Source organism: Pedobacter sp. KH_004 (genome assembly GCF_057840755.1).
This window is the reverse complement of the sequence record NZ_CM174519.1, coordinates 3,059,761-3,081,933: the sequence shown is the minus strand read 5'-3', so window position 1 is coordinate 3,081,933 and position 22,173 is coordinate 3,059,761. Positions and strand designations below refer to the sequence as shown.

The 22,173-nt window shown below is 41.6% G+C and carries 16 protein-coding genes and 1 pseudogene; 7 read left to right on the top strand and 10 right to left on the bottom strand.

Annotated features, from left to right (window positions below):
- Window positions 1–228 precede the first annotated feature (228 nt).
- A complete protein-coding gene (locus AC3ITD_RS13285; protein WP_265801838.1) occupies window positions 229–1,560 on the top strand; it encodes a Gfo/Idh/MocA family protein in 1,332 nt (443 codons plus the stop codon).
- Window positions 1,561–1,933: 373 nt separating this feature from the next.
- Here the strand turns inward: AC3ITD_RS13285 and AC3ITD_RS13280 are convergent, their stop codons facing one another.
- From AC3ITD_RS13280 to AC3ITD_RS13265, 4 genes and pseudogenes are all read right to left on the bottom strand, one after another.
- A complete protein-coding gene (locus AC3ITD_RS13280; RefSeq protein ID WP_489360376.1) occupies window positions 1,934–2,827 on the bottom strand; it encodes an NmrA family NAD(P)-binding protein in 894 nt (297 codons plus the stop codon).
- A gap of 12 nt (window positions 2,828–2,839) precedes the next feature.
- Window positions 2,840–3,769 (bottom strand): alpha/beta fold hydrolase, encoded by a 930-nt coding sequence (locus AC3ITD_RS13275; RefSeq protein ID WP_489360374.1) that lies wholly within the window; start codon window positions 3,767–3,769, stop codon window positions 2,840–2,842.
- Window positions 3,770–3,846: 77 nt separating this feature from the next.
- On the bottom strand, window positions 3,847–4,416 hold the full coding sequence (locus AC3ITD_RS13270) for a Crp/Fnr family transcriptional regulator (protein ID WP_265801841.1): 570 nt from the start codon (window positions 4,414–4,416) through the stop codon (window positions 3,847–3,849).
- 173 nt (window positions 4,417–4,589) lie between these two features.
- Window positions 4,590–4,727: pseudogene (locus tag AC3ITD_RS13265) on the bottom strand (sigma factor-like helix-turn-helix DNA-binding protein); the annotation flags it as partial.
- A gap of 307 nt (window positions 4,728–5,034) precedes the next feature.
- Between AC3ITD_RS13265 and AC3ITD_RS13260 the strand changes: the two are divergent.
- The 4 genes from AC3ITD_RS13260 to AC3ITD_RS13245 all read left to right on the top strand — a co-directional run bounded on the left by AC3ITD_RS13260 (window position 5,035) and on the right by AC3ITD_RS13245 (window position 11,305).
- The gene (locus tag AC3ITD_RS13260) at window positions 5,035–5,427 is read left to right on the top strand and encodes a hypothetical protein (RefSeq protein ID WP_489360371.1); all 393 of its coding nucleotides are present in this window, start codon (window positions 5,035–5,037) and stop codon (window positions 5,425–5,427) included.
- Window positions 5,428–5,534: 107 nt separating this feature from the next.
- The gene (locus tag AC3ITD_RS13255; protein ID WP_489360369.1) at window positions 5,535–6,653 is read left to right on the top strand and encodes an efflux RND transporter periplasmic adaptor subunit; all 1,119 of its coding nucleotides are present in this window, start codon (window positions 5,535–5,537) and stop codon (window positions 6,651–6,653) included.
- A 70-nt stretch (window positions 6,654–6,723) separates the two neighbouring features.
- Window positions 6,724–9,864 (top strand): efflux RND transporter permease subunit, encoded by a 3,141-nt coding sequence (locus tag AC3ITD_RS13250; protein ID WP_489360367.1) that lies wholly within the window; start codon window positions 6,724–6,726, stop codon window positions 9,862–9,864.
- A 4-nt stretch (window positions 9,865–9,868) separates the two neighbouring features.
- Window positions 9,869–11,305 (top strand): TolC family protein, encoded by a 1,437-nt coding sequence (locus tag AC3ITD_RS13245; RefSeq protein WP_489360365.1) that lies wholly within the window; start codon window positions 9,869–9,871, stop codon window positions 11,303–11,305.
- 601 nt (window positions 11,306–11,906) lie between these two features.
- Here AC3ITD_RS13245 and AC3ITD_RS13240 read toward each other — a convergent pair.
- Window positions 11,907–13,142 carry a cation:proton antiporter gene (locus AC3ITD_RS13240; protein ID WP_489360363.1) on the bottom strand — a complete coding sequence of 412 codons (1,236 nt, stop codon included), beginning with the start codon at window positions 13,140–13,142 and terminating at the stop codon, window positions 11,907–11,909.
- Between the two features lie 588 nt (window positions 13,143–13,730).
- Here AC3ITD_RS13240 and AC3ITD_RS13235 point away from each other — a divergent pair.
- Window positions 13,731–14,972 (top strand): DUF2254 domain-containing protein, encoded by a 1,242-nt coding sequence (locus AC3ITD_RS13235; protein WP_489360361.1) that lies wholly within the window; start codon window positions 13,731–13,733, stop codon window positions 14,970–14,972.
- Window positions 14,973–15,116: 144 nt separating this feature from the next.
- On the opposite strand, the gene AC3ITD_RS13230 is transcribed toward AC3ITD_RS13235, so the two are convergent.
- From AC3ITD_RS13230 to AC3ITD_RS13210, 5 genes are all read right to left on the bottom strand, one after another.
- Window positions 15,117–16,346 carry a cation:proton antiporter gene (locus AC3ITD_RS13230; protein ID WP_489360359.1) on the bottom strand — a complete coding sequence of 410 codons (1,230 nt, stop codon included), beginning with the start codon at window positions 16,344–16,346 and terminating at the stop codon, window positions 15,117–15,119.
- 64 nt (window positions 16,347–16,410) lie between these two features.
- Window positions 16,411–17,313 carry a mechanosensitive ion channel family protein gene (locus AC3ITD_RS13225; RefSeq protein ID WP_489360357.1) on the bottom strand — a complete coding sequence of 301 codons (903 nt, stop codon included), beginning with the start codon at window positions 17,311–17,313 and terminating at the stop codon, window positions 16,411–16,413.
- 10 nt (window positions 17,314–17,323) lie between these two features.
- Window positions 17,324–19,072, bottom strand: a complete 1,749-nt coding sequence (locus AC3ITD_RS13220) for an APC family permease (protein ID WP_489360354.1) — start codon at window positions 19,070–19,072, stop codon at window positions 17,324–17,326.
- A gap of 75 nt (window positions 19,073–19,147) precedes the next feature.
- Window positions 19,148–19,720, bottom strand: coding sequence for a hypothetical protein (locus tag AC3ITD_RS13215; RefSeq protein WP_489360352.1), 573 nt, complete (start codon window positions 19,718–19,720; stop codon window positions 19,148–19,150).
- Between the two features lie 129 nt (window positions 19,721–19,849).
- A complete protein-coding gene (locus AC3ITD_RS13210) occupies window positions 19,850–20,236 on the bottom strand; it encodes a LytR/AlgR family response regulator transcription factor (protein WP_489360350.1) in 387 nt (128 codons plus the stop codon).
- A gap of 1,176 nt (window positions 20,237–21,412) precedes the next feature.
- Here AC3ITD_RS13210 and AC3ITD_RS13205 point away from each other — a divergent pair.
- On the top strand, window positions 21,413–21,892 hold the full coding sequence (locus AC3ITD_RS13205; protein WP_489360348.1) for a DUF305 domain-containing protein: 480 nt from the start codon (window positions 21,413–21,415) through the stop codon (window positions 21,890–21,892).
- Window positions 21,893–22,173: the final 281 nt, after the last annotated feature.

Sequence of the window (22,173 nt, the reverse complement as noted above, 5' to 3'; positions counted from 1 at the left end):
TAACATACTTAATTATTATGACGACATTAAATGGATTGATCAGTTTTTCTGGTAAACGGGCAACCTTTTTTTATAACTAGGGAAAGACAATAGGGGTGCGATAGCAAGTGAAGTCATAATTTTAGCTTTAAAAATGGGTAACATTTTATTGATTTTAACGATATATCTTGGACGCTCTACTAATAATTTTGTAATTTACTTTCAGTATGAACCCTAAACCAAATATAAATGCTAAACCGTAGAAAATTCCTCAACTACGCTGCAACCGCAGTGGGAACCACTGCCATGCTTTCTGCTTTAGACAATCCTGCCTATGCCCTTTTTAATAAGACTATTGGTGCAAACGACCAAATCAATATTGGTGTTATAGGAATCAAAGGCATGGGATGGTCTGACCTCAAAGCGGCCCTCAAAGTACCAGGCGTAAACCTGATCGCGCTGTGTGACAGTGACGTCAATGTGCTTGATGAAAGGATGGCCGAATTAAAGTCGATGAATGTTGACGCCGCAAAAGTAAAAAGATATAAAGATTATCGTGCGCTGCTCGATAATAAGGATGTTGATGCTGTAATTATTGGGACACCCGATCACTGGCATGCCCTGATGATGATTCATGCAGTACAGTCAGGTAAAGATGTGTATGTGGAAAAGCCGGTAGGCAACTCTATTGTTGAATGCAGTACCATGGTCAAAGCGCAGGAAAAATACAATAAGGTTGTACAGGCAGGTCAATGGCAGCGCAGTCAGCAACATTTTAAAGATGCTGTTGATTTTGTACAGAGCGGCCAGCTGGGAAATATCAGAACGGTGAAAGTATGGTGTTACCAGGGCTGGATGAAACCTGCTCCGGTAGTACCGGATACATTACCTCCTGCAGGCGTTGATTATGCCATGTGGCTTGGGCCGGCGAATAAAAGAGCATTCAATGCCAGCAGATATCACTTCAATTTTCGCTGGTTCTGGGATTATGCCGGTGGGTTAATGACCGACTGGGGAGTGCATTTATTGGATTATGGCTTGCTGGGTATGAATTCTCCTGTACCAAAAACCATATCTGCATTAGGTGGCCGCTTTGCTTATCCTGATCTGTATGAAGAAACGCCTGATACGCTGACCACCTTATATGAGTTTGACAAGTTCAACATGGTATGGGACTCAGCCATGGGCATTGATAATGGCTCTTATAGCCGCAACCATGGAATCGCCTATATAGGTAACAACGGCACACTAATCCTCAACAGGCAAGGCTGGGAAGTTATTGAGGAAAAGGTAAGTGGCAATAAAGTAAGCAAGCCCTTTGTTAAATCATCTGATAATGGACTAGACAATCATATGGTCAATTTCTTTAGTGTGGTCAGATCCAGAAAAAAAGAAGAACTGAACTGCGCTATACAGGATGCTGCGCATGTAGCTACCGTCGCTCAAATGGGAAATCTTGCCTTCAGAAGCGGACAAAAATTATCATGGGACAATGCCAAACACCAGTTTTCAGATAAACAGGTCAACGATAAATACCTGCTGGCCCAGTATCACAACGGTTACAGCTTACCCAAGGTTTGATCCGACTAACTATTAAAGTTGTTTCCTCAAGTACAGGGAATGTAGAATTCTTAGAATACCTTTCAGGCTTTTTAGCTTTTCTAGATAGTATCTCTTTGAGAAATCAGTTGTAAGAAGAGGTTGAGAATCTTAAGAAAAAGTAAAATTTGGGTGTTCTAAAAATCTTGCAGACTCATTGTTAGGGAGATTTTCATCTACAAGAGACCCAAATTCTTTTATCGAATATGGTTCGATTAAGGATCGGCAACATAGATCATTCTATGACTCCGCAAAAAACCTTTTGAAAACCAATTCATAATACCGAATCCAACATACCTAACGTGCTTATCCAAAGACAACAGTCTTAAGATAAGTACGCTTAGGTTCATTATTATTATAGGAAAGATCGAAGCAATTCTGAGGAAGAGGTCCATTCTAAATTTTCATACCTATTGTTATCTATTCCCGAATGTTGCGTGGAATACATTGAATAAAGGTATTGCGACTGCTGCCATTTTGAATATAATTCCATCTCTCCCGAAGGATTGCTTGCCCGTTGCAGCTTGATCGAATCTGAAAATTGATCCATTTCACCAAGTTTGTGAACAATGTGCGTTTGTCCTGTAATCAACTTAATTTGTTCCGATAATAGGTTTGGACTGATTTGAAAACTGGCAATGTGTAAATCACGTGGAGTATGCTCCTGTAGGGCTACCTCAGAAGTGAAGGCAGCAGTATTTTTCACTGTTGTAAAGTCTAGTTTCCAATCCGCTTTATCGCCCCAATACCCAATGGTTTTATTTTTAAGATTCAGTATGGGTGTGTTATATTGGAGAATATCAGCAAAGGCGCCATTAAAAATAGAGGTGGTAGCTATTTTGGTTTTGTCGATATATTCTTTGAACGCTCTTCTAAGGTCAAAATTCCGGTTTTCTCCTGGAATCAATGCGTTATAATCCGTGCAGAAATCTGATGGTATAAATCGTTTCACTCCAGCACTCAATGCCGCATCTAATAACCTTTTTTGCGTGTCTAAAATCACCTCGGTTAGTCCCGCCAGTGTTGAGATCACGCAGTCAACGCCTTCGCACGCTTTTCTCAAATGTTCAATATCATCATAATCTACAGAAATGATCTCTACTCCTGCATCTTTTAAAATCGATGATTTGGTAACATCGCTATCCTTCCGTACCAGTGCTTTAACTACTGCACCACGCTTCACTAGTGCCAGAGAGATCATTGAACCCAGATTTCCTGTGGCGCCGGCTACTAAAATTATTTTCTTCATGATTTACTTCGTTTAATTTTTAAGGAACTTGTTTATTGAGTCAACAACCTTTTCAGGGCATTCCTCGAACATATAGTGACCGCTCTCTGTGAGATTCACCATGGAACTGTTCTGACATAGGTAAGGCATAGCCATTTTCATATACTGATAGCTCACATTACTTCCGATTCCAAGTACGGGCATCGAAAGTGGTTGGTAAGTTTTGGCATCCTCAATATCCTGAGCAAAGCTTTGATACCAGGCGTTTGCTGCCCTTATGCTTTCTTTGTCATTATAAGCATCGGCATAAATTGATCTTTCCTGCTCGCTCATTTTCGTAGGATCGATCATTACGTAATTGAACAGCCAATCAATCAGGTATCTAAAACGGCCCTGAAGAATCTTTTCAGGGAGTTCTTTAACCTGATTAAATGCCATCCACCAGGCATAAGGCATATTGGTATCCATTTTGTCTCCGAAAGTACCTGCAGCCGGTATCAAAGGCATTTGCAGCATCTCTTGGCTTGGATGCAGTCCATCGGCCACGATCATCTTTTCTATATACTGGGGATTATTGAATGCCAAACTCATCGCTATCATGCCACCAATATCGTGGCCAATGATATTAACCTTCTCAAGAGCAAGTTTTTTAATTAATTCCAGGATATCTTCGGCCATGTTTTTTTTGTCGAATCCTGAACCAGGTTTTTCTGAACTACCCATACCTCTGATGTCTACGATGATCAGCCGATGTTTCTTTGATAGTTCTATTGCCACCTGACGGTAAGAATACCAGGTTTGTGGCCAGCCGGGCAGGCATATCAGTGGATCTCCGATTCCACCCTCTACATAATGAAGTTCAATTCCATTGACCTTAACATAATGGTTGGCAAAACCCGGGAACTGTTTGATAAGTTCCCCGTCTGAATATAAATTCTGTTGTTCTTTTGAATGATCGCTCATGTTGTATCCTTTGTTTTGTGTGATCAAAGTTAACATCAGACCATATTGGCAAAACTACCAGATGGTAGAAAATTCGCTTACCTGATCTTGTTCCTGATCCTGCTCAAGGCGTTAGGGGTGATTCCCAGTATCGAAGCAAGCTGGTTTATTGGTATTCTCTGGAGCATTTCGGGAGTTGATAAAAATCTGAGGTATCTTTCTTCGGCAGATAGCGTTTGGAAATTTAATAGCTGATCGATCATCCTTGCAGCTGTTGCTTCCCAGATTTTTCGGCCAAATTCCTCCCAACCTGGGATATAGGCATAAAGGAAATCCATATCCTTTTTATCAAGGACGATTAGCTCTGTTTCTTCAATGGCCTGTATATTAAACCGGGTCGGCTTTTGTGGATGGAGACTGGAAATCTCAGTAAAGAATTCATTTTGAAAGCATACCCAGGTAGTGGTTTCCCTGTCATTGACTTCATAATAAAACCTCAGGCCACCTTTAACAATGTAATAGTATTGATTAGCGATCTGTCCAGCTTTTAAAACCAACTTGCCTTTCGGAATAACTTTCAGTCTGCATTTAGAAATGACCAAATCTAATTCTTGGGGCTCAAGATAAACCGTTTCGCCAATGAATTTACTAAAGTTTTTAATTTCCATCTATAGTTGCAAACTTACTACAAAGCTCAAAACTCTTATCAAGATTGTGATTTTAAATGATACGAATTTGCATCTCAGCTTATTATTGTGCATTGCAGACTTGATCAACAGGGTTGGAAATAAAATACATTTTAAAGATTGATGACCCATATAAAGTGGCCCTAATATTTTGACTAGCTGATCTTCACTTTGTACATCTTTAGCATCCTTGAAAGATGTTTGCGGGCTTCGTGGATTCTGGTTTTGACAGTTTCAATAGGGATTCCAACTTCTTCTGCAATTTCATGATATTTGTAACCTTCAACATACCTACCTGGACATACCAATAAATTCGACCCGTTCTTGCCAATTTAAACAAATGAAGATAATCAAAAACGGCAACAAATGTTTTACTGGGGAGACGGGGTCAATTTACTCCGGCTTATCCAGAATTGATAGTAAAGATAACCAAGTTAAGCAAAACAAACTAACGTTTTAGTTTAAAGTAGCGTGATAGTATTCAAAATACAATTTTAATCTTCTTTAATAATTAACAATCATTAAGTTTCAATTCTGTTACATGAATCCTGTATTGTTTTTTACCGCTTTTTTTATCTTTGCCGAGATCCCTTTTTTAAAATGTCAAGAAACCACACGTCTATAACCCGTACAGTACAGGCTTTGCGTTGCACCGTTTTCACGTTGGTGCTGTTACTTTTCGCACTTTTAAATTCATCATTTCCGAGTATTGGGCAGGAGGTTGGGTCTCATCTGGAAGATATTGGGGAACAGGTTACGGAATTCGTAGGACTGGATAGCCAGCAAGTAAAACATCCTTTTAGCTTTGTTAAATCCAAGGCGAGCAAATACCGTAAAAAATATAAACACCTGAATGACTCCGGCCTTGATTTACAAGCTTTCGCAAAACGGATCACCCGGAATTATACGGTTCCTAATTTAATAATTGGCTATCAGCAGCCACAAATTTCTTTTGCCCAGCATGGGTTTCTTTACCGCTTAACTTATTTCTAAAGAGTGCCATTTCTTTTTTTCGCCTATCCAATAGGTAATATGCGCTTTAAATAATTTTAACTGAAGCTGCTTTGCTATGCTTCTTTTTTTAGAAATAACAATCAACAATGAAAATAAGATGGATGGTAATTCCTTTGCTTGCATTGGCTTTCGGAGCATGCAGGAATGGCAATACCGATAATAAAACAAAAGATATAGTTGAAATCCCTGTACTTAAACTGGAAATACAGGACACCTCGTTAACAAACGATTATGTTGCCGATATGCAGGCGGTTAAAAATGTGGAAGTGCGTTCGCGGATGCATGGATTCATTGACCGGGTGCTGGTAGACGAAGGTCAGCAGGTAAAGCAAGGTCAGTTGCTGTTCCAGTTGAACGACCGAGAATATGCCATTGTATTGAACAGGGCTAAGGCAAATTTGGCAAGTGCACTCTCAGCGGCCAGTATCGCCGAGGTGGAATTGGAGCGAATCAAAACTTTGGTGGATAAAAAGGTCATATCCCCATCAGAATTATCATTGGGTGAAGCCAAATTGTCCGAAGCAGAATCGAGGATCAAAACTGCCAAAGCAATGATTGATGATGCCAATCAAAAACTGACTTATGCGAGGGTCAGGGCTCCATTTTCAGGCACGATAGACCGACTACCACTTAAAGCAGGGAGTTTGGTGGAAGAAGGGGCATTGCTCACGACAGTTTCTGACACCAGACAGATGTATGCTTATTTTGATGTTTCGGAAAATGAATATCTGCAGTTCGTACGCAACGGCAAAGGCCGGTTCGACCAAAATAAGGAAACTACACTAATTCTATCAGATGGAAGCCTTTACCCGGTAAAAGGTAAAATACAGACCCACGAAAATGCTTTCTCTGATAATACCGGATCTATCGCTTTCCGGGCCATGTTCGATAATCCAAACCAAATGCTTAAACATGGCGTATCAGGTAAAATCCGCTTAAACTCCCGGTTGACAGGCAGTCTGCTGATTCCTCAAAAATCTGTATTTGAAATACAGGATAAGAGCTATGTGTTTGTGCTCGATAAAAACAATAGCGTTAAGATGAGAAGTTTTGTTCCAAAACTCAGCTTGTCAGGTTATTATGTTGTGGGCGCAGGTTTGAAGCCGGGAGAAGTCATCGTTTATGAAGGCGTTCAGGAACTTCGCGATGGAAGGGTGATCAAACCGGTTTATACATCGATGAAAAAACTTTTAGCCAGCAAGTAATCAATCTTATTTTTCTTGGTCAATGCCGCCTGTGCTTTGCGCATGGCGATGCATTTCAATATAAAAACAAATGGTAGAAACATTTATCAGAAGGCCTGTGCTTTCACTGGTCATCTCATTAGTTTTAATTTTACTGGGTGTGCTTGCCCTTTTTAAGCTCCCCATCACACAGTTTCCGGATATTGTTCCACCCTCTGTGGTAGTAACTGCGAGTTATAATGGCGCCAATGCCGAGGTTTGTGCAAAAGCAGTAGCCACACCTTTGGAGCGGGCAATAAACGGCGTTCCCGGCATGACTTATATGAACTCGGTGAGCAGCAACAACGGGGTAACGCTGGTTCAGGTTTTTTTTAATGTGGGTACTGATCCTGATCAGGCCGCGGTGAATGTCCAGAACCGGGTAACTACCGTTTTGGATGAGTTGCCCGAAGAGGTAATCAAAGCGGGGGTTACCACGGAAAAAGAGGTCAACAGCATGCTGCTGTACTTAAACGTAACCAGTACCGACAAAGAAATGAACGAAGAGTTCATTTATAACTTTGCCGATATCAATGTATTGCAGGAACTCAAACGTATTGATGGGGTAGGTTTCGTGGAAATTATGGGCGCACGTGATTATTCGATGCGGGTTTGGCTCAAGCCTGACCGAATGAAGTCTTACAATTTATCGGTTGATGATATTGTCGGCATGATGCGCAAGCAAAATATTGAAGCTGCTCCGGGCGTTGCAGGGGAAAATTCGGGTACGGGACGTGAAGTGAAACAATATGTGCTGAAGTACGGAGGTAAGTTTAATAGCAAGGAGGCCTATGAAAGAATGGTGATTAAGGCAGACCGTAACGGTGCGCTGATCCGTTTGAAAGATGTGGCAGACCTGGAATTTGGAACGGTGAGTTATGATATGGTTTCCAAAACCGACGGAAACCCATCAGCTTCGATCATGATCAAGCAGCGCCCCGGATCAAATGCGAGCGAGGTGATAGATAACATCAAAGCCAAAATGGCGGAATTAAAGGAAACCAGTTTTCCGCCGGGAATGCAATATAACTATGCTTATGATGTTTCACGTTTCCTGGACGCCAGTATTCATGAAGTTTTGCGGACGCTCATCGAAGCTTTCATTTTGGTATTTATTGTGGTGTTTATATTTCTGCAGGATTTTCGAAGCACGTTAATACCCGCTCTGGCCGTTCCGGTTGCTTTGATCAGCACCCTGGCGTTTTTACAGATCATGGGCTTTTCAATCAATATTCTAACGCTTTTCGCTCTGGTGCTGGCCATCGGAATTGTGGTCGATAATGCAATTGTAGTGGTCGAGGCCGTTCATGTAAAGATGTCTGAAGCGCATCTCTCGCCAATGGATGCCACAATCGCTGCGATGAAGGAAATTAGTGGAGCCATCGTGGCCATTACCCTGGTGATGTCGGCAGTATTTATTCCCGTTGCGTTTCTTTCTGGGCCAGTGGGCGTATTTTACAGGCAGTTTTCTTTAACGCTTGCCATATCCATTGTCATCTCTGGTATAAATGCCCTAACCCTTACTCCGGCGCTATGTGCTTTGATGTTAAAACATAATCCTGAACAAGAGAAGAAAAAAAGCTTGTTGCAAAGATTTTTCACTGTATTTAATAAAGGTTATGATCAAACGGAACGCAAATTCGGAACTCTGATCGGCCGCATCACTGGTAGGAAACCGGTAACGCTGATCTTACTGGTGTTTTTTATATTCGCTACCTGGTTAGGGATCAGCATCCTGCCATCGGGATTTATTCCTACAGAAGATCAGGGAATGATTTATATCAATGTTACTACTCCTCCGGGATCCACTGTAGAGCGGACGGAGGAGGTGTTGGATCAGGTTCAACAGGTTACCCAATCACTTGGTGCTGTAGAAAACGTAAGTACTTTGGCTGGTTACAGTCTGATGAGTGAAATCACAGGCGCTTCTTACGGCATGGGCATGATCAATCTTTCTCCCTGGGACAAGCGGAAAGAGAGCGTGGATGAACTGATTGCCGAGTTGAAGGCGAAAACCCGCCACATTTCAGATGCATCGATTGAGTTTTTTTCTCCTCCTACAGTTCCTGGTTTTGGGAATGCAAGTGGATTTGAGTTGCGTTTGCTTGATAAGAACAAAGGAGAAGATATTGGCCGGACGGCAGAAGTAACCCAGGCGTTTTTGAAGGAACTCAATGAGAGCGAAAGTATCTCAGGTGCTTTCACCAGTTTCGATCCGAATTTTCCCCAATATTTAATAAATGTGGATCAGGATATGGCGGCTCAGAAAGGGGTGACCATCGACAATGCCATGAACACTTTACAAACGCTCATTGGAAGTTATTATGCTACCAATTTTATTCGTTTCGGACAAATGTATAAAGTGATGGTGCAGGCTTATCCGCAGTACCGAGGTAAACCAGAAGATCTGCTGAAGCTTTATGTAAAAAATGATCGGGGAGAAATGGTGCCGTATTCTACTTTCATCTCCCTGCAAAGAGTTTACGGGCCGGAGCAGATCAACCGCTATAACATGTATTCTTCTGCAATGATCACCGGTGAGGCCGCTGCGGGTCACAGCAGCAGCGAGGCCATTGCCCGGGTAGAAGCCACGGCAAAAGAAAAACTGCCAAGGGGCTATACCATAGAATGGTCGGGGATGACACGCGAACAGATTTTATCCGGAAATCAGGCCGTCTATATTTTTATCATCTGTTTGATATTTGTGTATTTGCTGTTAGCTGCGCAGTATGAAAGTTTCCTGCTTCCGCTGCCAGTGCTTTTATCTTTACCCGCTGGAATTGCCGGCGCATTCTTTACGCTAAAACTGGCTGGATTGGAAAATAACATCTATGCTCAGGTAGCGCTGGTGATGTTGATCGGCCTTTTAGGTAAAAATGCGATCCTGATCATAGAGTTTGCCGAACAGAAGAGAAAAGAAGGAGCGACCGTGATCGAAGCGGCAAGGGTAGGTGCGGTGTCAAGATTACGCCCTATATTGATGACTTCTTTTGCTTTTGTTGCCGGTTTAATTCCCTTGTGTATCGCTTCTGGTGCCGGTGCTATCGGGAACAGATCTATTGGTATGACGGCGGTAGGGGGTATGCTTATCGGAACGCTGTTCGGCGTTTTGATCATCCCTGGTTTATATGCCTTACTGGCGCCAAAAAAACGTGAGCAGGACAAAGCAGTTGTTCCCTCCGAAAATCATTAATGTTATGAAAAGAAATCAATTTAAAACGATACAAAAATATATTTTTCCTGCAGTCCTAATCTTATTGGCGGCATGCAATACTGTAAAACGGGTTGCCCTGCCGGAAACCGTGAAAATGCCGGGAAAATTTAACACAGTCGCTGCTGCCCCGGAAGAAGCACTGGGATGGAAATCGATATTTACCCAAAGTGAGCTGGATACCCTGATCTCTACGGCTTTGAAAGAAAACCTGGATATGAAATCAGGCATTCAGCGGGTACTGATTGCCGGTGCAAATCTCCGTTTGAGCAAGGCTGCAGTTTTGCCTACACTTCGTGCAAGTATTTCCGGAGGTTTAGATCAGTTTGGAAAATACACGATGAATGGTGTGGGAAATTATGACACCAACTTCTCGGAAAATATCAACGCCGACCAGAAGATTCCCAGCCCGACTCCTGATTACTTCACAGGATTCAGAAGCTCTTGGGAAATCGATGTTTGGGGTAAGCTTTCTAAAAGAAAAGAGGCCGCCTACCACCGCTATCTTTCCAGTACGAAAGGACTGAGATGGTATCAAACCCAATTAACCTGTCAGGTGGCGTCCTTGTACTATGAACTGATAGCTCTGGATAAACGGTTGAAAATTTTAAAGGAAAATATCAAATTGCAGAATAAAGGGCTTGAAGTGGTAGAAGCACAAATGACCGGAGGCAGGGCTACTGCATTAGCGGTAAGTCAGTTCAAAGCGCAGCGTACCGCTACGCAGGGAAAACAGTTTGAGATCAGGCAGGCTATTACCCGGGTTGAAAACCAACTGAATTTATTGCTTGGCCGTTATCCCACGGAAATTCATCGCGATACTTCAGCCATAAACTTACCGCTTCCAAAACAGGTTTACGCCGGTTTGCCATCAGCCATCATATTAAACCGTCCGGATGTGCAGCAGGCAGAAGAAGAATTGAAAGCTGCTAAAGCTGATGTTTCTGCAGCAAGAAAAGCTTTTTTGCCAACCCTGACGCTGGATGCTTATGCAGGCTATAATGCTTTTAAACTGCCATTGTTGTTTTCGCCGGGCTCACTGGCTGCAGGTTTTTTGGGCGGCTTAACGGCTCCGATTTTAAATCGGGCAAGTTTGAAAAATGCCAATCTGGTTGCTAATGCTACTCAGCTGACTGCATTTTACCAGTATCAGCAAAGCTTAATTAATGGATACCAGGAAGTAACCATGCAGCTTTCTGCACTGCAGAATTATAAGCAGGCATATGATTACAAAACGACGGAAGTCGCAGAACTAAAGAATGCGGTTTCCACCGCAAATGATCTATACCTGGCAGGTTATGCCAGTTACCTCGAAGTCATTGTTGCGCAAGGCAGTGTGTTAAATGCTGAAATGGAGCAGGTAGATCTCAAACAGGCCTCTTATGCTGCCTTGATCGGCTTATACCGGTCATTGGGTGGATAAGGCTGGCTAAAAGAAGCAAGTCGCGAAGCACTGCCTATTAAATCAGATAGTTACGATAATAAAAGGTGGTGGCTATTTTTGATTTGATGCATTGATGATTTCAAATACAAACCGCGTCTTGCTTCGTTTCCAACTGGACAAAAGTGGTATGTAGCTTACGTTGATGAATTTGAATCCAGTAATTTTTAGCCTTATTGATGGTATTGAGATTTTTGGTAAAATACTGTCTCAAATCTTTTGATTAAGTTTTATTGCGCAATAACTTAACTATTCAAACTATCTCTTTATTCAAATGAACAATCAAACTTTTGATTAGTTTTAGCGACGTCCCCAAACTGCAGTTTTAAATTCAATAATAGAGGGTAAAATTTAGATTCGATAATATTTAATTAGATATATTTTAATCATCATTGGAATCATTAGTACTTAACTATCAATGTTATCGCTTCTAACAAATCTTGATCATCATCAAGATTCACTTCTTTCATCATGTGCTATGAAAGCACAGAAGTGTATACTTTAAATAATCTACCAATGCCCTAAGGGTTTAGCATTTAAGCTTACAGTTCAATCAAGGAATTCTACTGTTACAATGCTGAAATCAAAATCCTAATTTTTTCGCCAGTTTTCCAATGGTGAGTCCTTGAACTAAAATGGAGAATACGACAATAATATAGGTGATGAGGACAAATTGTTCCCTGTGCATTCCCGAACTTAAGGAAAGGGCAAGCGCTACTGAAATGCCTCCGCGAAGACCTCCCCAGGTCATAATCTTCACTGCATGTTTCTCAAACCTGACTGTGAAACGCATTAGTGAAACCGGCAAGTAAACCGAGACCCATCTGGCAAATAGTACGATCGCTATACTGATTATTCCGATGTAGAATACTGTCGGATTGATCTTGATGATAAGCATTTCTACACCAATAAATAGGAACAGTACGGCGTTGAGGATTTCATCAACCATCTCCCAGAATTTGCCCAGATAGTCTCTGGTAAGATCGGACATGCCCTCTCGTTTGGATTTGTTTCCCGTAAAAATTCCCGCAATAACCATGGCCAGTGGACCTGATAGATGAAGTCTGCCCGCTAAAAAGTATCCGCCGGAAACAATAGCAAGTGTTATTAATACCTCCACCTTATAATCATCAATACTTCTTAAGGCCCAGTATCCGATATAACCCAGCAAGAGACCAAAAGCAATGCCGCCCAGTGCTTCGATCAGGAACAATTTACCAATAGATATAATTGAAACGTCGCCACTGCTTGACCTGGCAATTTCAGCCAGGCTTACAAACACAACTACCGCAACCCCGTCATTGAATAGGGATTCTCCGGAAATTTTAAGCTCCAGGCTTGGCGGAATATTTGCTTTTTTTAGGATGCCAAGCACCGCGATCGGGTCGGTGGGAGAAATAAGTGCTCCGAAAAGCAGGCAATGAATCAGCGGGATTGGCATGTTAAACCAGCCAAACAACAGCCAAACCAAAACTCCAACTACAAAAGTTGATATCAGTATTCCCACAGTAGCCAATACCAGTACCGGCAAGCGTTCGGCTCTTAACTTGCTTGCATCGATATGGATCGCTCCGGCAAAGAGTAGAAAGCTTAGCATAAAATTCATCAGTACATCCTGAAAATCCAGGGATGTTGCTAATGAGATCGCTTTCTCTGATAGCAATGATTTTGAATTCCCAATCGTCACCAATAGGATAGAGGAGATTAATGAGAGCGCCATGATGCCAATGGTGGGTGGCCATTTGATAAAGCGGTGGTTAATATATGCAAATATGGCGGCTAGTACAATCGTGATGGCTATAATCTCCTGGGTATTCATTCTAGATTTAGTTAATTTGACTTTTTTTATTCTATACCACTTCTGCGTAAATGGTCTTTTCAGAGAACGTGCTGATTGAATAGCCCGAATATAATCAATTAAAGCCTTTTGCTAATGTGAATTTGTATTGTGATGTTAATTCAGACACACTTATTCCCGTACCCGCAAGTTTTGAACTGCTTATCGGTGCTTCCAAACAGAGGTCTTTGGAGGTAACGATGTTTAGTCGATCACGCTTCGGGTGGCGATCGGGTTCAGCTTAAAAATAGTTCAATGAAGCAATTTTTGATCATTTACCTTTCAAATCATGCTAGCCGCTGGATTTTCTTTCGGCTTTGAATCGATGCTGTCCATTCAGCTGTAACTTCCCGATGAATTAAACTAACAAATAAGACCTGAGATGGTTGTTGATAGGAAGAATGTTCAGCTTAAGACGAAATATCGTTGCGAAGGTTTCTAGAAATTCTGGCTGGTTTATCAACCAGACGATGTTCCACATTGATGAGAAGATTTTAGTACTTATCACTATTAGATTTTCAAAATGTCAACAAGATCGAGTTGAAGAAATTAATGATATAAGAGAGAGAAATGAAATTAAAACTGCTTGCACAAAATACACTTAAGTCTATTGGCATATTATATGTAAAAACAGTAAAAAGCATCGCCTTCATTCCTGCAATTGTAGCAATGGTGTTTTTGTTGCTATCGCTGTTTACTGTTCAGTTTGATTACTCCGATACTGGAAAAGCAATTAAGGCTGGGGCTCACTGGCTGACCCTAAAGGATGCGAGTACTGCCCGCAGTATTATATCGACCATAACCGGTGGAATCATTTCCCTGACTGTGTTTAGCTTCAGTATGGTCATGATCCTTTTGAACCAAGCAGCTTCACAGATGAGTAACAGAATTCTGGAAAAGCTTATCGGAAACCGCTTTCAGCAGATCGTGCTGGGCTTTTACATCGGTACGATTGTATTTGCGCTGTTCCTGCTCAGTACGATCAGGGATATTGATTCAGGGGTCTATGTTCCGGCCATCAGTACTTATCTGTTGATTGCATTTACGGTAGTTGATATCTTTCTTTTTATTTACTTCCTTCATTATGTTACCCAGTCGGTGAAGTATGAGACGATTATCCATAAAATATTTACGGATACACAGAAAAGTATGGAGAGAAAATGCGTATTGCAGAACTTTTCTCAATCTTCGCATGAGCAGGGTATATCTCTATCATTAAATGCTCAGAGATCTGGCATCTACCAGGGGTTTATGGAAAAGCCGATGCGCTCGCTCTGTAAACGGGAAGATCTGCTTATCAGAATGGAATGGCCGGTTGGGACGCTGGTGATCAAGGATACACCGCTATTGACGATCCTGAATAAAGATAACGTTTCTGACGATTTACAGAAAGAAATCATGGGCATGGTCAATATCCATGGGGGGCAAGATATCGATGTTAATTATTATTATGGTTTCAGGCAACTCATGGAAGTAGCGGTTAAAGCACTTAGCCCTGGAATAAATGATCCTGGCACGGCCGTTCTGAGCCTTCAGGCACTGGGGCATCTTTTGAAATACCGGAGCGAAAATCATCCCGAAGAAGAAATTTATGACGATGAGAAACGCCTGAGGATAATTGTGAGGGTAAGAAGTGTTGATGATATCTTCACTGAATGTGTTTATCCCATCTGGGATTATGGTAAGCAGGACCGGTTGGTCAACATGGAATTTCACCATATCATGCTTCAGCTTTGTGGGCAAACGAATATACCCGCTTTTGAAAAGATGCTTGATACCGTAAATCGCTCACCAATGCACCAAGGTGTCTAGCTGCGTAACAGCTGAACTTTTAAGGAAAATAAACTACAAAAGGTTAATGAAGCACTTTAAACATTTTTTAGGCTGCTGTGTACCATGATCCATTTTGTTTTAAAAAAAAGAGTACATAAAATGGGGTCTAAATCGGATATGATTTTATTCATCCCGATTGCTGCTGAGTTTTCCCATTACAGGGGTTGCACTCAGGCCATGGAGCACAATAGAAATCAGAATCGTGAAGGCGACGATTGCCCAGAGCTCTTCCTGCTGATCGAATTTGACTTCACCAAATGCAAACGCCAGATAATATATAGATCCCATTCCGCGGATTCCGAAAAAACTAATGGCGAACTTTTCTTTCAGGGGGGTTGGATTTCCCAACAGGGACAAATAGGCGGTGACAGGGCGTACCAGCATCACAAATGCAAGCGAGACCATCACCATTCTAAAGGTCAATGGAGCTAGTATACCACCGACCAGTGCCCCGCCAAAAAAAATCAGGAGCACAGCAAGTAACATCCTTTCCATCTGATCGGTAAAAGCGTGAAGCTGCCGATGGTAATCATGGGTCTTTTCATAATGCCTCAAGGTTAACCCGGCGATAAAAACCGCAATAAATCCATACGCATGAAGTGTTTCAGCTATTGCGTAGGTAACAAGCGTCAGCGAAATGGCCAGAAACCCATCAGTAGGTTTTAATAAACGGTATTTTTCCGATATGGAGAACACGAGATAGCCCACCAGTTTGCCACAAAGCCACCCAGTAATCAGTCCTGCCGCAATCTTGTAAACAAGGTAAAACCAACCCCAGTGCCATATTGAAGCCGTACTGATGCCTTCAGATGAAACAACAATCGCCAGCCAGGTAAATGGGAATGCCAGGCCATCGTTGAGTCCCGCTTCTGAAGTGAGTGCGAATCGGGTTTCGGACTTACCACGCTCGTTTGGCGGTCCAACCTGTACATCAGCAGCGAGGACCGGATCTGTTGGCGCCAATACTGCAGCCAATAGCAATGCAGCAGCAACACTCATCCCCAATACAAAATATCCAAGCAATGCCGATATCACGATAGATAAGACCATAGCAATTAAGATCAGCCGGAGTGGAGTAGACCATTTCCTGAAAGAAAAACTTCGATCGATCTTAATTCCAGTACCCATCAGCGAAATGATGACAATAAGCTCGGTGAGGTGAACCACCAGCGCATTGTCTTTTTGCGGCAAGGGTGAGGGAAGGATTTTCGGCCATATTAGATATAGCAGTGCTCCTATTGCAACATAAACGATAGAGTAGGACATCCTCACTTTGCGGGTAAGGCTGGGAATAAATGCCATCCCGATGCTCGCAAGTCCCGCAATCAGCATCAGTAAAAGATATTGGCTCATTTTCGTTTATAAACTTTTAGATAAACATTAGCTCTAGACATTGAAGATACGCTTCTAACCAATATCATGACTTCGATTCATTGCTATGTCTTTCTCGCACCTCGCTTAATGACACACCTCCCTTGATTCCAAAGTCAAGTGTTCGGATTGGAAAGGGGATCATAATATTATGTTCATCATATACTTTTTTGATCCTGAGGATACATTGACTCTGCACTTCAAGGATATTGACATTATCATGCACATTTATCCAAAGCCGGATCACATAATTAATCGAACTATCCCCAAAATCGGTATAAAACATGGTCACTTCCTCGTCTTCGACCAGTCCTTCTATATCTTTTACTGCCTGGATGGTTAGTGTTTTAACGTTTTCCAGGTCTTCACCATAAGAGATTCCAACATTCAGATCTAAGCGCCTTTTACCCAATAAAGTATAGTTTTCAATAGGGTTTTGAAAAACATCTTTGTTGGGGATGATGACCATTTGTCCCTGATAGGTCTTAATGACGGTATCACGAAGATTAATTTCTTCCACTTTTCCCATGTAATCCTTTATTTTGACAATATCTCCCACATACAAGGGTTTCCTCACCGAAAGAAATATGCCGGAAATAAAGTTAGAGGCAATATCCTGAAATGCAAACGCCAGTGCCAGACCAATGATTCCTGCTCCGGCAAGAATAGAGGTCACTGCTTTATCTAACTGAAGTACGCTCAGGGCTATAAAGACTACGATGCCGAGCAAAAAGATGTAGATCACAGAACTGAATAAATTGTCCAGTGCCTCGTTTATAATAAATCTTTTCAGTATCCTGCGCAACAGATTGCGGATGTGTTTGGCAAGGTAGAAACCCAACACAAGGATAAGCGCTGCCAGGGCAATATTTGGCAGGATCCTGATAAACTCTTTTGCCCAGATGCTGAGTTTATCCAAAATTAATTTGTAAGCGTGTTCTATATTCATATCTTTCAATTTACATGATCAGTCTAACTCCACCAAGTTCGGAAACATGGTATGGAAATTTATCTCCAGGCGCTCCGATAAACATAAAATTTTTAGGGATTTTCCACTCTTGAGATAATTGTTCAATCAGTTCGGGACCGAATTCTCCCTCTATTTCCACAAAATCAATATCAATGTCGGGATAGGCCCGATCCAGTACCAGGATGTCCGATTTAAGGTTCGCATTATCGCTATCGCTGTTTGCTATGTGCACAATCTTTATTTTTTTTGTGGCCTCATTTTCCTCCACGTAAATCATCACCCTGTTCAGCACCGCAACGTTGTCCCCCCTGGTGAAGAAGACTAGTTCCTGGGCATTGATTTTGATCAGTGCCCGGTGAAGCCGGATGTTGTCCAGCACCAACCGTTTGTAAGATTTGTCCAGATGGCGCATTGAATAGAGTGTCCACTTTATAATCTGCGCTCTTTTCAGCATCACAATGATAAAAAGCATGGCCGGAACCAGGTATTGCAGGAAAACGTAAAAAGCATGGGCGTTGAGCAGCAGGTTACCAAAGAAAGCGGCCAGAATAAAAGATATGGCAACGATCACGGAAAGTATTGTGGCCCTTTCAGGGCGTGGCAGGCGGTTCCGTTTAATTTTCAGCATGAGATTTCCCATGCCAAAAAGTGCCATGACCAGCAGGAAGGAAAAGGTATAGACCCCGGCAAGGTTCACCAAATTTCCCCCGGTCACTAATAGTATAGAAAGACATAAAATAAAAAAACCGATGACAATACGGTAATTAACGCCTCTGCGGTTTTTTACCAGAAAAAAATTGGGCAGAATCCTGTCCAGAGCGATACGCTCAGCGAGTCCTGTTACGCCAACATATGAGGTCAAAACCGCTCCGCTGAGAACCAACACCGCATCAATGGAGATCAGGTAGGCCAGCCATTTGCCGCCCGCGGTTTCTCCCATAAAGGAAAGAAGCGATTCCTTATGATCATCAATCCCGGCCAGAGGAATGATACTCAGCGCCAGCAGTGCAATGGCAGGATTAAAGAAGCTCACCACCCGCCACATGTTCCTTAAAGTTTTTGGGAAAACGCCTGGCCGTTGTTCTTCCACGAAGTTCGCAGAACTTTCAAAACCGGATATTCCGAGCATAGCAGCGGAAAAGCCAAAAAAAAGGGCTGCCATAATCCCACCTGACCGGACAGGAAGTTGCCAGTTCTGCTCGAATATCGCTACTCCATGATGGATGACGAACCAGCCCCCTGCCAGAATCAGCAATGTGAGGGAAGCAATGTGTGTGATAAAGATAATGACCGCAACGACAGCGGACTCACCGATTCCTATGATGGCCAGCATCATAAAAATCAATAGCAATAGTATGGTCGCTGGAATCAATGGAAGCACATGAACAATATCGCGGAAATAATGCATGCCCTCGTATGCCGAGATCACAGCGGTAGCCATATAGGACAATATCGTCAGGCATGCGGCAAAGGATGCGGTAGATTTTGAAGTGGTATTGAGCAATACATTGTAAGCACCGCCATTCAAGGGGAGTGCACCTACCACCTCACCATATATTTTTCTAAAAAGATAGAGCACAAGGCCCACAACGATCAGCGAAATCCATGCATATTGACCAGCATAGGAAATGGTAAGTGCTGCAACATACAAGCAGGAAGAGCTGATGTCGTTGCCGCATATGGCTGTTGCTTGTAGCTCATTTAGTTTAAATGAGGGTTTGTGTAGTGATTTATCCATTTGTTTCGGTTTCAGGAATTATCGATTAAAACTGCCCTTTTACTTATCAGTCTCGAAATGTAAATGATCAATGAATTAATTGACAGTGTAGGCTGGCATGTGATAGCTGATTGACAATGTCCCAAGACGTCTATTCAGGTCTAATATAGGCGTTGTAAGCACCAGCGACCTGCCTCGCTGTGAATAAATCCTGGTACTGTCACTTCTTAAGAAAGTGCTGTTGTAAAAAATTGAATAAGGTTTTCCTTCTTCCTTTTTATCAGTAGAGAGCAAAATAATATTGCGTTGATCCACAATAGAGATTTCCTCAAAGTTTTTTTCTTTCACCATCTGATTCATATAAACACTAATGTCCTGCCGGTTTCCCGAGATCATTTTATCCCGGATGGCCCAGGCGAGTGGTTTAGCTAACAATATAAGCTGTGCTTTTAAATTCGCATCCATTTGCATGGAAACTTTTCTTCTCAGAAGTCTGTTGGTCCTATCATTTTCAGATTGCATACTCCTGTTTTCTACAGCTTTCCAGATCCAAAGACCGGAAATAAGGGCAAAGAAAATCAGGATCGTAATAAGAAAGGTCTTTCGGTAAACCACTGGCGTACCCAATTGGGTTGATTGCTGACTATTTATTGGCTTAGTGTTATGCATCGTTTGATGTTTTGTATGTGTATAAGGTCAAGACGTTTCCGGGTTCTTTTAATCCAACTTATAGCAGAGGAGAATAACAGAAAATAATCGGTCTCTTTTTAAGCCTAAGGTTGTATGAATACAAACAAGTTAGCAGTTTGTTCTGGTCATTTGACATTCTAATTGATTAACTGTTTTTACGAATTTTTGAAAGCTGACCGGTTTGACCAGATATCGGTCAGCGTTTACCGAGAAAGCGTTGAGTGCAGGTTCGGGGTGTCCGGTCACAAATACAATAAAGCGGACATCATCCCTTAGGATTCTGGCGATATTAAGCCCGGAAATTTCCATGTTAATATCCAGAAATAAAAAGTTTACCCGTTCATTATTTTTAATTGCCCGAACAGCCGCTGTCGGATCTGAAAAGCTTTCAAGAAGGGATAGTTTGGGTACTGACTGAAGATATTCTTTTAAGAGCTCTGTGCTATTGTCATCATCATCAATGATTACACATTTATACTCTGATGCTGATTTCATTATGAGGTAAGTATATTCATTTTCATTTTGATTAATATTTTTTTGATTTAAATGGTTTGGCTTTCTGCTGTTTAATCTAATTGTAATCGATTATTCAAATCAAAAAGAAAAAGGGCCAGAAATATGCTCCGGCCCAATTCCAGACAACAATGTTTTTGATAGGAGGCTATTCCATTGTGGATCCTTCTATTAATCTAATTGATCAGCTAGCTTTTTTTGATTGTAAATACATCTTATCTACGCTTTTTAGTAAATAGCAGAATGGATTTAAGTTCTTATTCTATGATCAAACCAAAATTCTGGCGAAAATAAAAGCTGTAGGTTTTAGGCTTTTCCTGCGGTCAATAAAATCCAGAAGATAGGCTGTTGATCAATCTATAGACAAATCCCGAAAACTGATTTACCTCATGGATAATCACTAAGTACTGCATACAGTAAGTGCTTAGTTTATAGAAATCAAAAGGTAGCCAATCGGTAAATGAATAGCACTAAAGCGCTTGTTACATTAGGTGTATGATAGGTAATCGGAAGCTCTGCGAACTGCGTTACCAGGTTGAAGATAAATGTTTCCTGTGCTATAAAATCAATATGGGAATCTCCTCCCATCTGAAACTTCTTCCGGTACTTTTTTTGCCTCGGCTCCGAATTAGAAAGAGCGGAGTATATCTTTTCATTAGCCGTTAAGCGCTTAGTCAGATGATGGGCTTTTTCAGATCCGGATTTTTTCCACGATACGGTGGATGATGAAATTACAAGTTTAAAAGCAGAGAAAGATAAAATAATGACGCAGGTAAATACTGCTTGCATAAGAATCAGCAAACTCTTCCTGAAAATTGTCTCTTTTGTCTTTTTTCTCATTCCTGTTACCGGTAAGCGACAAGTTACAAAAATATATTTTTAAGGGAAAAGTTTTGTAACATAAAGCCGCTACTAATTAATCTGAAACGTTGGCTCTATTTTGATACCGGTGAGCAAGGTTTTGAAAGATAATCCTCTACTTTAAGGATCAACAGTAGAGAAAATTTCATGTATATCGTCTGCAGTATAACCATATAGGCAGTTTAAACTTATCTGGCCAAGGCATCGAGTCGGATATTTGAAGAGCAACTAAGCTAGCCTCGCTAAGAAACAATCATCTTTGTAATGTGTTATTTAATAGGTAACAAAATTTTAGATATGAAAAGTAATAGTTATAACGCCTTAGGTGTGAGCTTAACCTTATCGTTTGTTTTGATGTACACAGTAATGTTCTTAAATGTTGATGATGTTGATCATATCTATCTCAGCCTGACCAGAACTTACATGACTTTGCTGATGGTGGCTCCGATGGCAATTTTGATGTTATTAGTTATGCCGAGCATGTATCCACAAAAACGAAGGAATTATTTGATTATGGGTAGTTCAATACTTATTTTTATCGTATCCCTGGTTATGCTCATGACACAGACCCCGGTGACTGATAGCCAGTACATGCGTGCCATGATCCCTCATCATTCTTCGGCCATTATGACCAGCAAAAATGCGGATTTAAATGATCCGGAGCTGAAAAAACTTGACCAAAATATTATCGTCTCCCAGCAAAAAGAAATTGCACAAATGAAAGCAATTCTTGAAAGGCTGCAACATCAGAGCGAAGAAGCAACTTCCAGTAGGTAAGTAATTATTCATGCCATTGAAGGTTTTGAAATGAGGCATCACTTGTTATCTCGTAAGCGAGCTGCTAAGGAAACAGGTAAGATTCGACTATAAATACTTCTAATGATTGATTATGCATCAATCGGAGAAGCGATACGCTTGGTTTATGCGCTGTAGAAGCCCTCTACAGTTTACCTGCTGCAACCAACCCCCTACCCAGTCATGGCTATCAGATTGAGAGTAAATATCGTGAGGGCAGTATTAAGCTGAAAATTCAGGAATTATCATGGTTTAAGTCTCGG

What these genes read in the sequence shown, in the direction of transcription:
- AC3ITD_RS13275 (WP_489360374.1), bottom strand. Translation starts at nt 3,769, where the DNA reads ATGAGCGATCATTCAAAAGAACAACAGAATTTATATTCAGACGGGGAA.
- AC3ITD_RS13270 (WP_265801841.1), bottom strand. Translation starts at nt 4,416, where the DNA reads ATGGAAATTAAAAACTTTAGTAAATTCATTGGCGAAACGGTTTATCTT.
- AC3ITD_RS13250 (WP_489360367.1), top strand. Translation starts at nt 6,724, where the DNA reads ATGGTAGAAACATTTATCAGAAGGCCTGTGCTTTCACTGGTCATCTCA.
- AC3ITD_RS13205 (WP_489360348.1), top strand. Translation starts at nt 21,413, where the DNA reads ATGAAAAGTAATAGTTATAACGCCTTAGGTGTGAGCTTAACCTTATCG.
- AC3ITD_RS13230 (WP_489360359.1), bottom strand. Translation starts at nt 16,346, where the DNA reads ATGAGCCAATATCTTTTACTGATGCTGATTGCGGGACTTGCGAGCATC.
- AC3ITD_RS13210 (WP_489360350.1), bottom strand. Translation starts at nt 20,236, where the DNA reads ATGAAATCAGCATCAGAGTATAAATGTGTAATCATTGATGATGATGAC.
- AC3ITD_RS13280 (WP_489360376.1), bottom strand. Translation starts at nt 2,827, where the DNA reads ATGAAGAAAATAATTTTAGTAGCCGGCGCCACAGGAAATCTGGGTTCA.
- AC3ITD_RS13225 (WP_489360357.1), bottom strand. Translation starts at nt 17,313, where the DNA reads ATGAATATAGAACACGCTTACAAATTAATTTTGGATAAACTCAGCATC.
- AC3ITD_RS13245 (WP_489360365.1), top strand. Translation starts at nt 9,869, where the DNA reads ATGAAAAGAAATCAATTTAAAACGATACAAAAATATATTTTTCCTGCA.
- AC3ITD_RS13220 (WP_489360354.1), bottom strand. Translation starts at nt 19,072, where the DNA reads ATGGATAAATCACTACACAAACCCTCATTTAAACTAAATGAGCTACAA.
- AC3ITD_RS13240 (WP_489360363.1), bottom strand. Translation starts at nt 13,142, where the DNA reads ATGAATACCCAGGAGATTATAGCCATCACGATTGTACTAGCCGCCATA.
- AC3ITD_RS13215 (WP_489360352.1), bottom strand. Translation starts at nt 19,720, where the DNA reads ATGCATAACACTAAGCCAATAAATAGTCAGCAATCAACCCAATTGGGT.
- AC3ITD_RS13235 (WP_489360361.1), top strand. Translation starts at nt 13,731, where the DNA reads ATGAAATTAAAACTGCTTGCACAAAATACACTTAAGTCTATTGGCATA.
- AC3ITD_RS13255 (WP_489360369.1), top strand. Translation starts at nt 5,535, where the DNA reads ATGAAAATAAGATGGATGGTAATTCCTTTGCTTGCATTGGCTTTCGGA.
- AC3ITD_RS13285 (WP_265801838.1), top strand. Translation starts at nt 229, where the DNA reads ATGCTAAACCGTAGAAAATTCCTCAACTACGCTGCAACCGCAGTGGGA.
- AC3ITD_RS13260 (WP_489360371.1), top strand. Translation starts at nt 5,035, where the DNA reads ATGTCAAGAAACCACACGTCTATAACCCGTACAGTACAGGCTTTGCGT.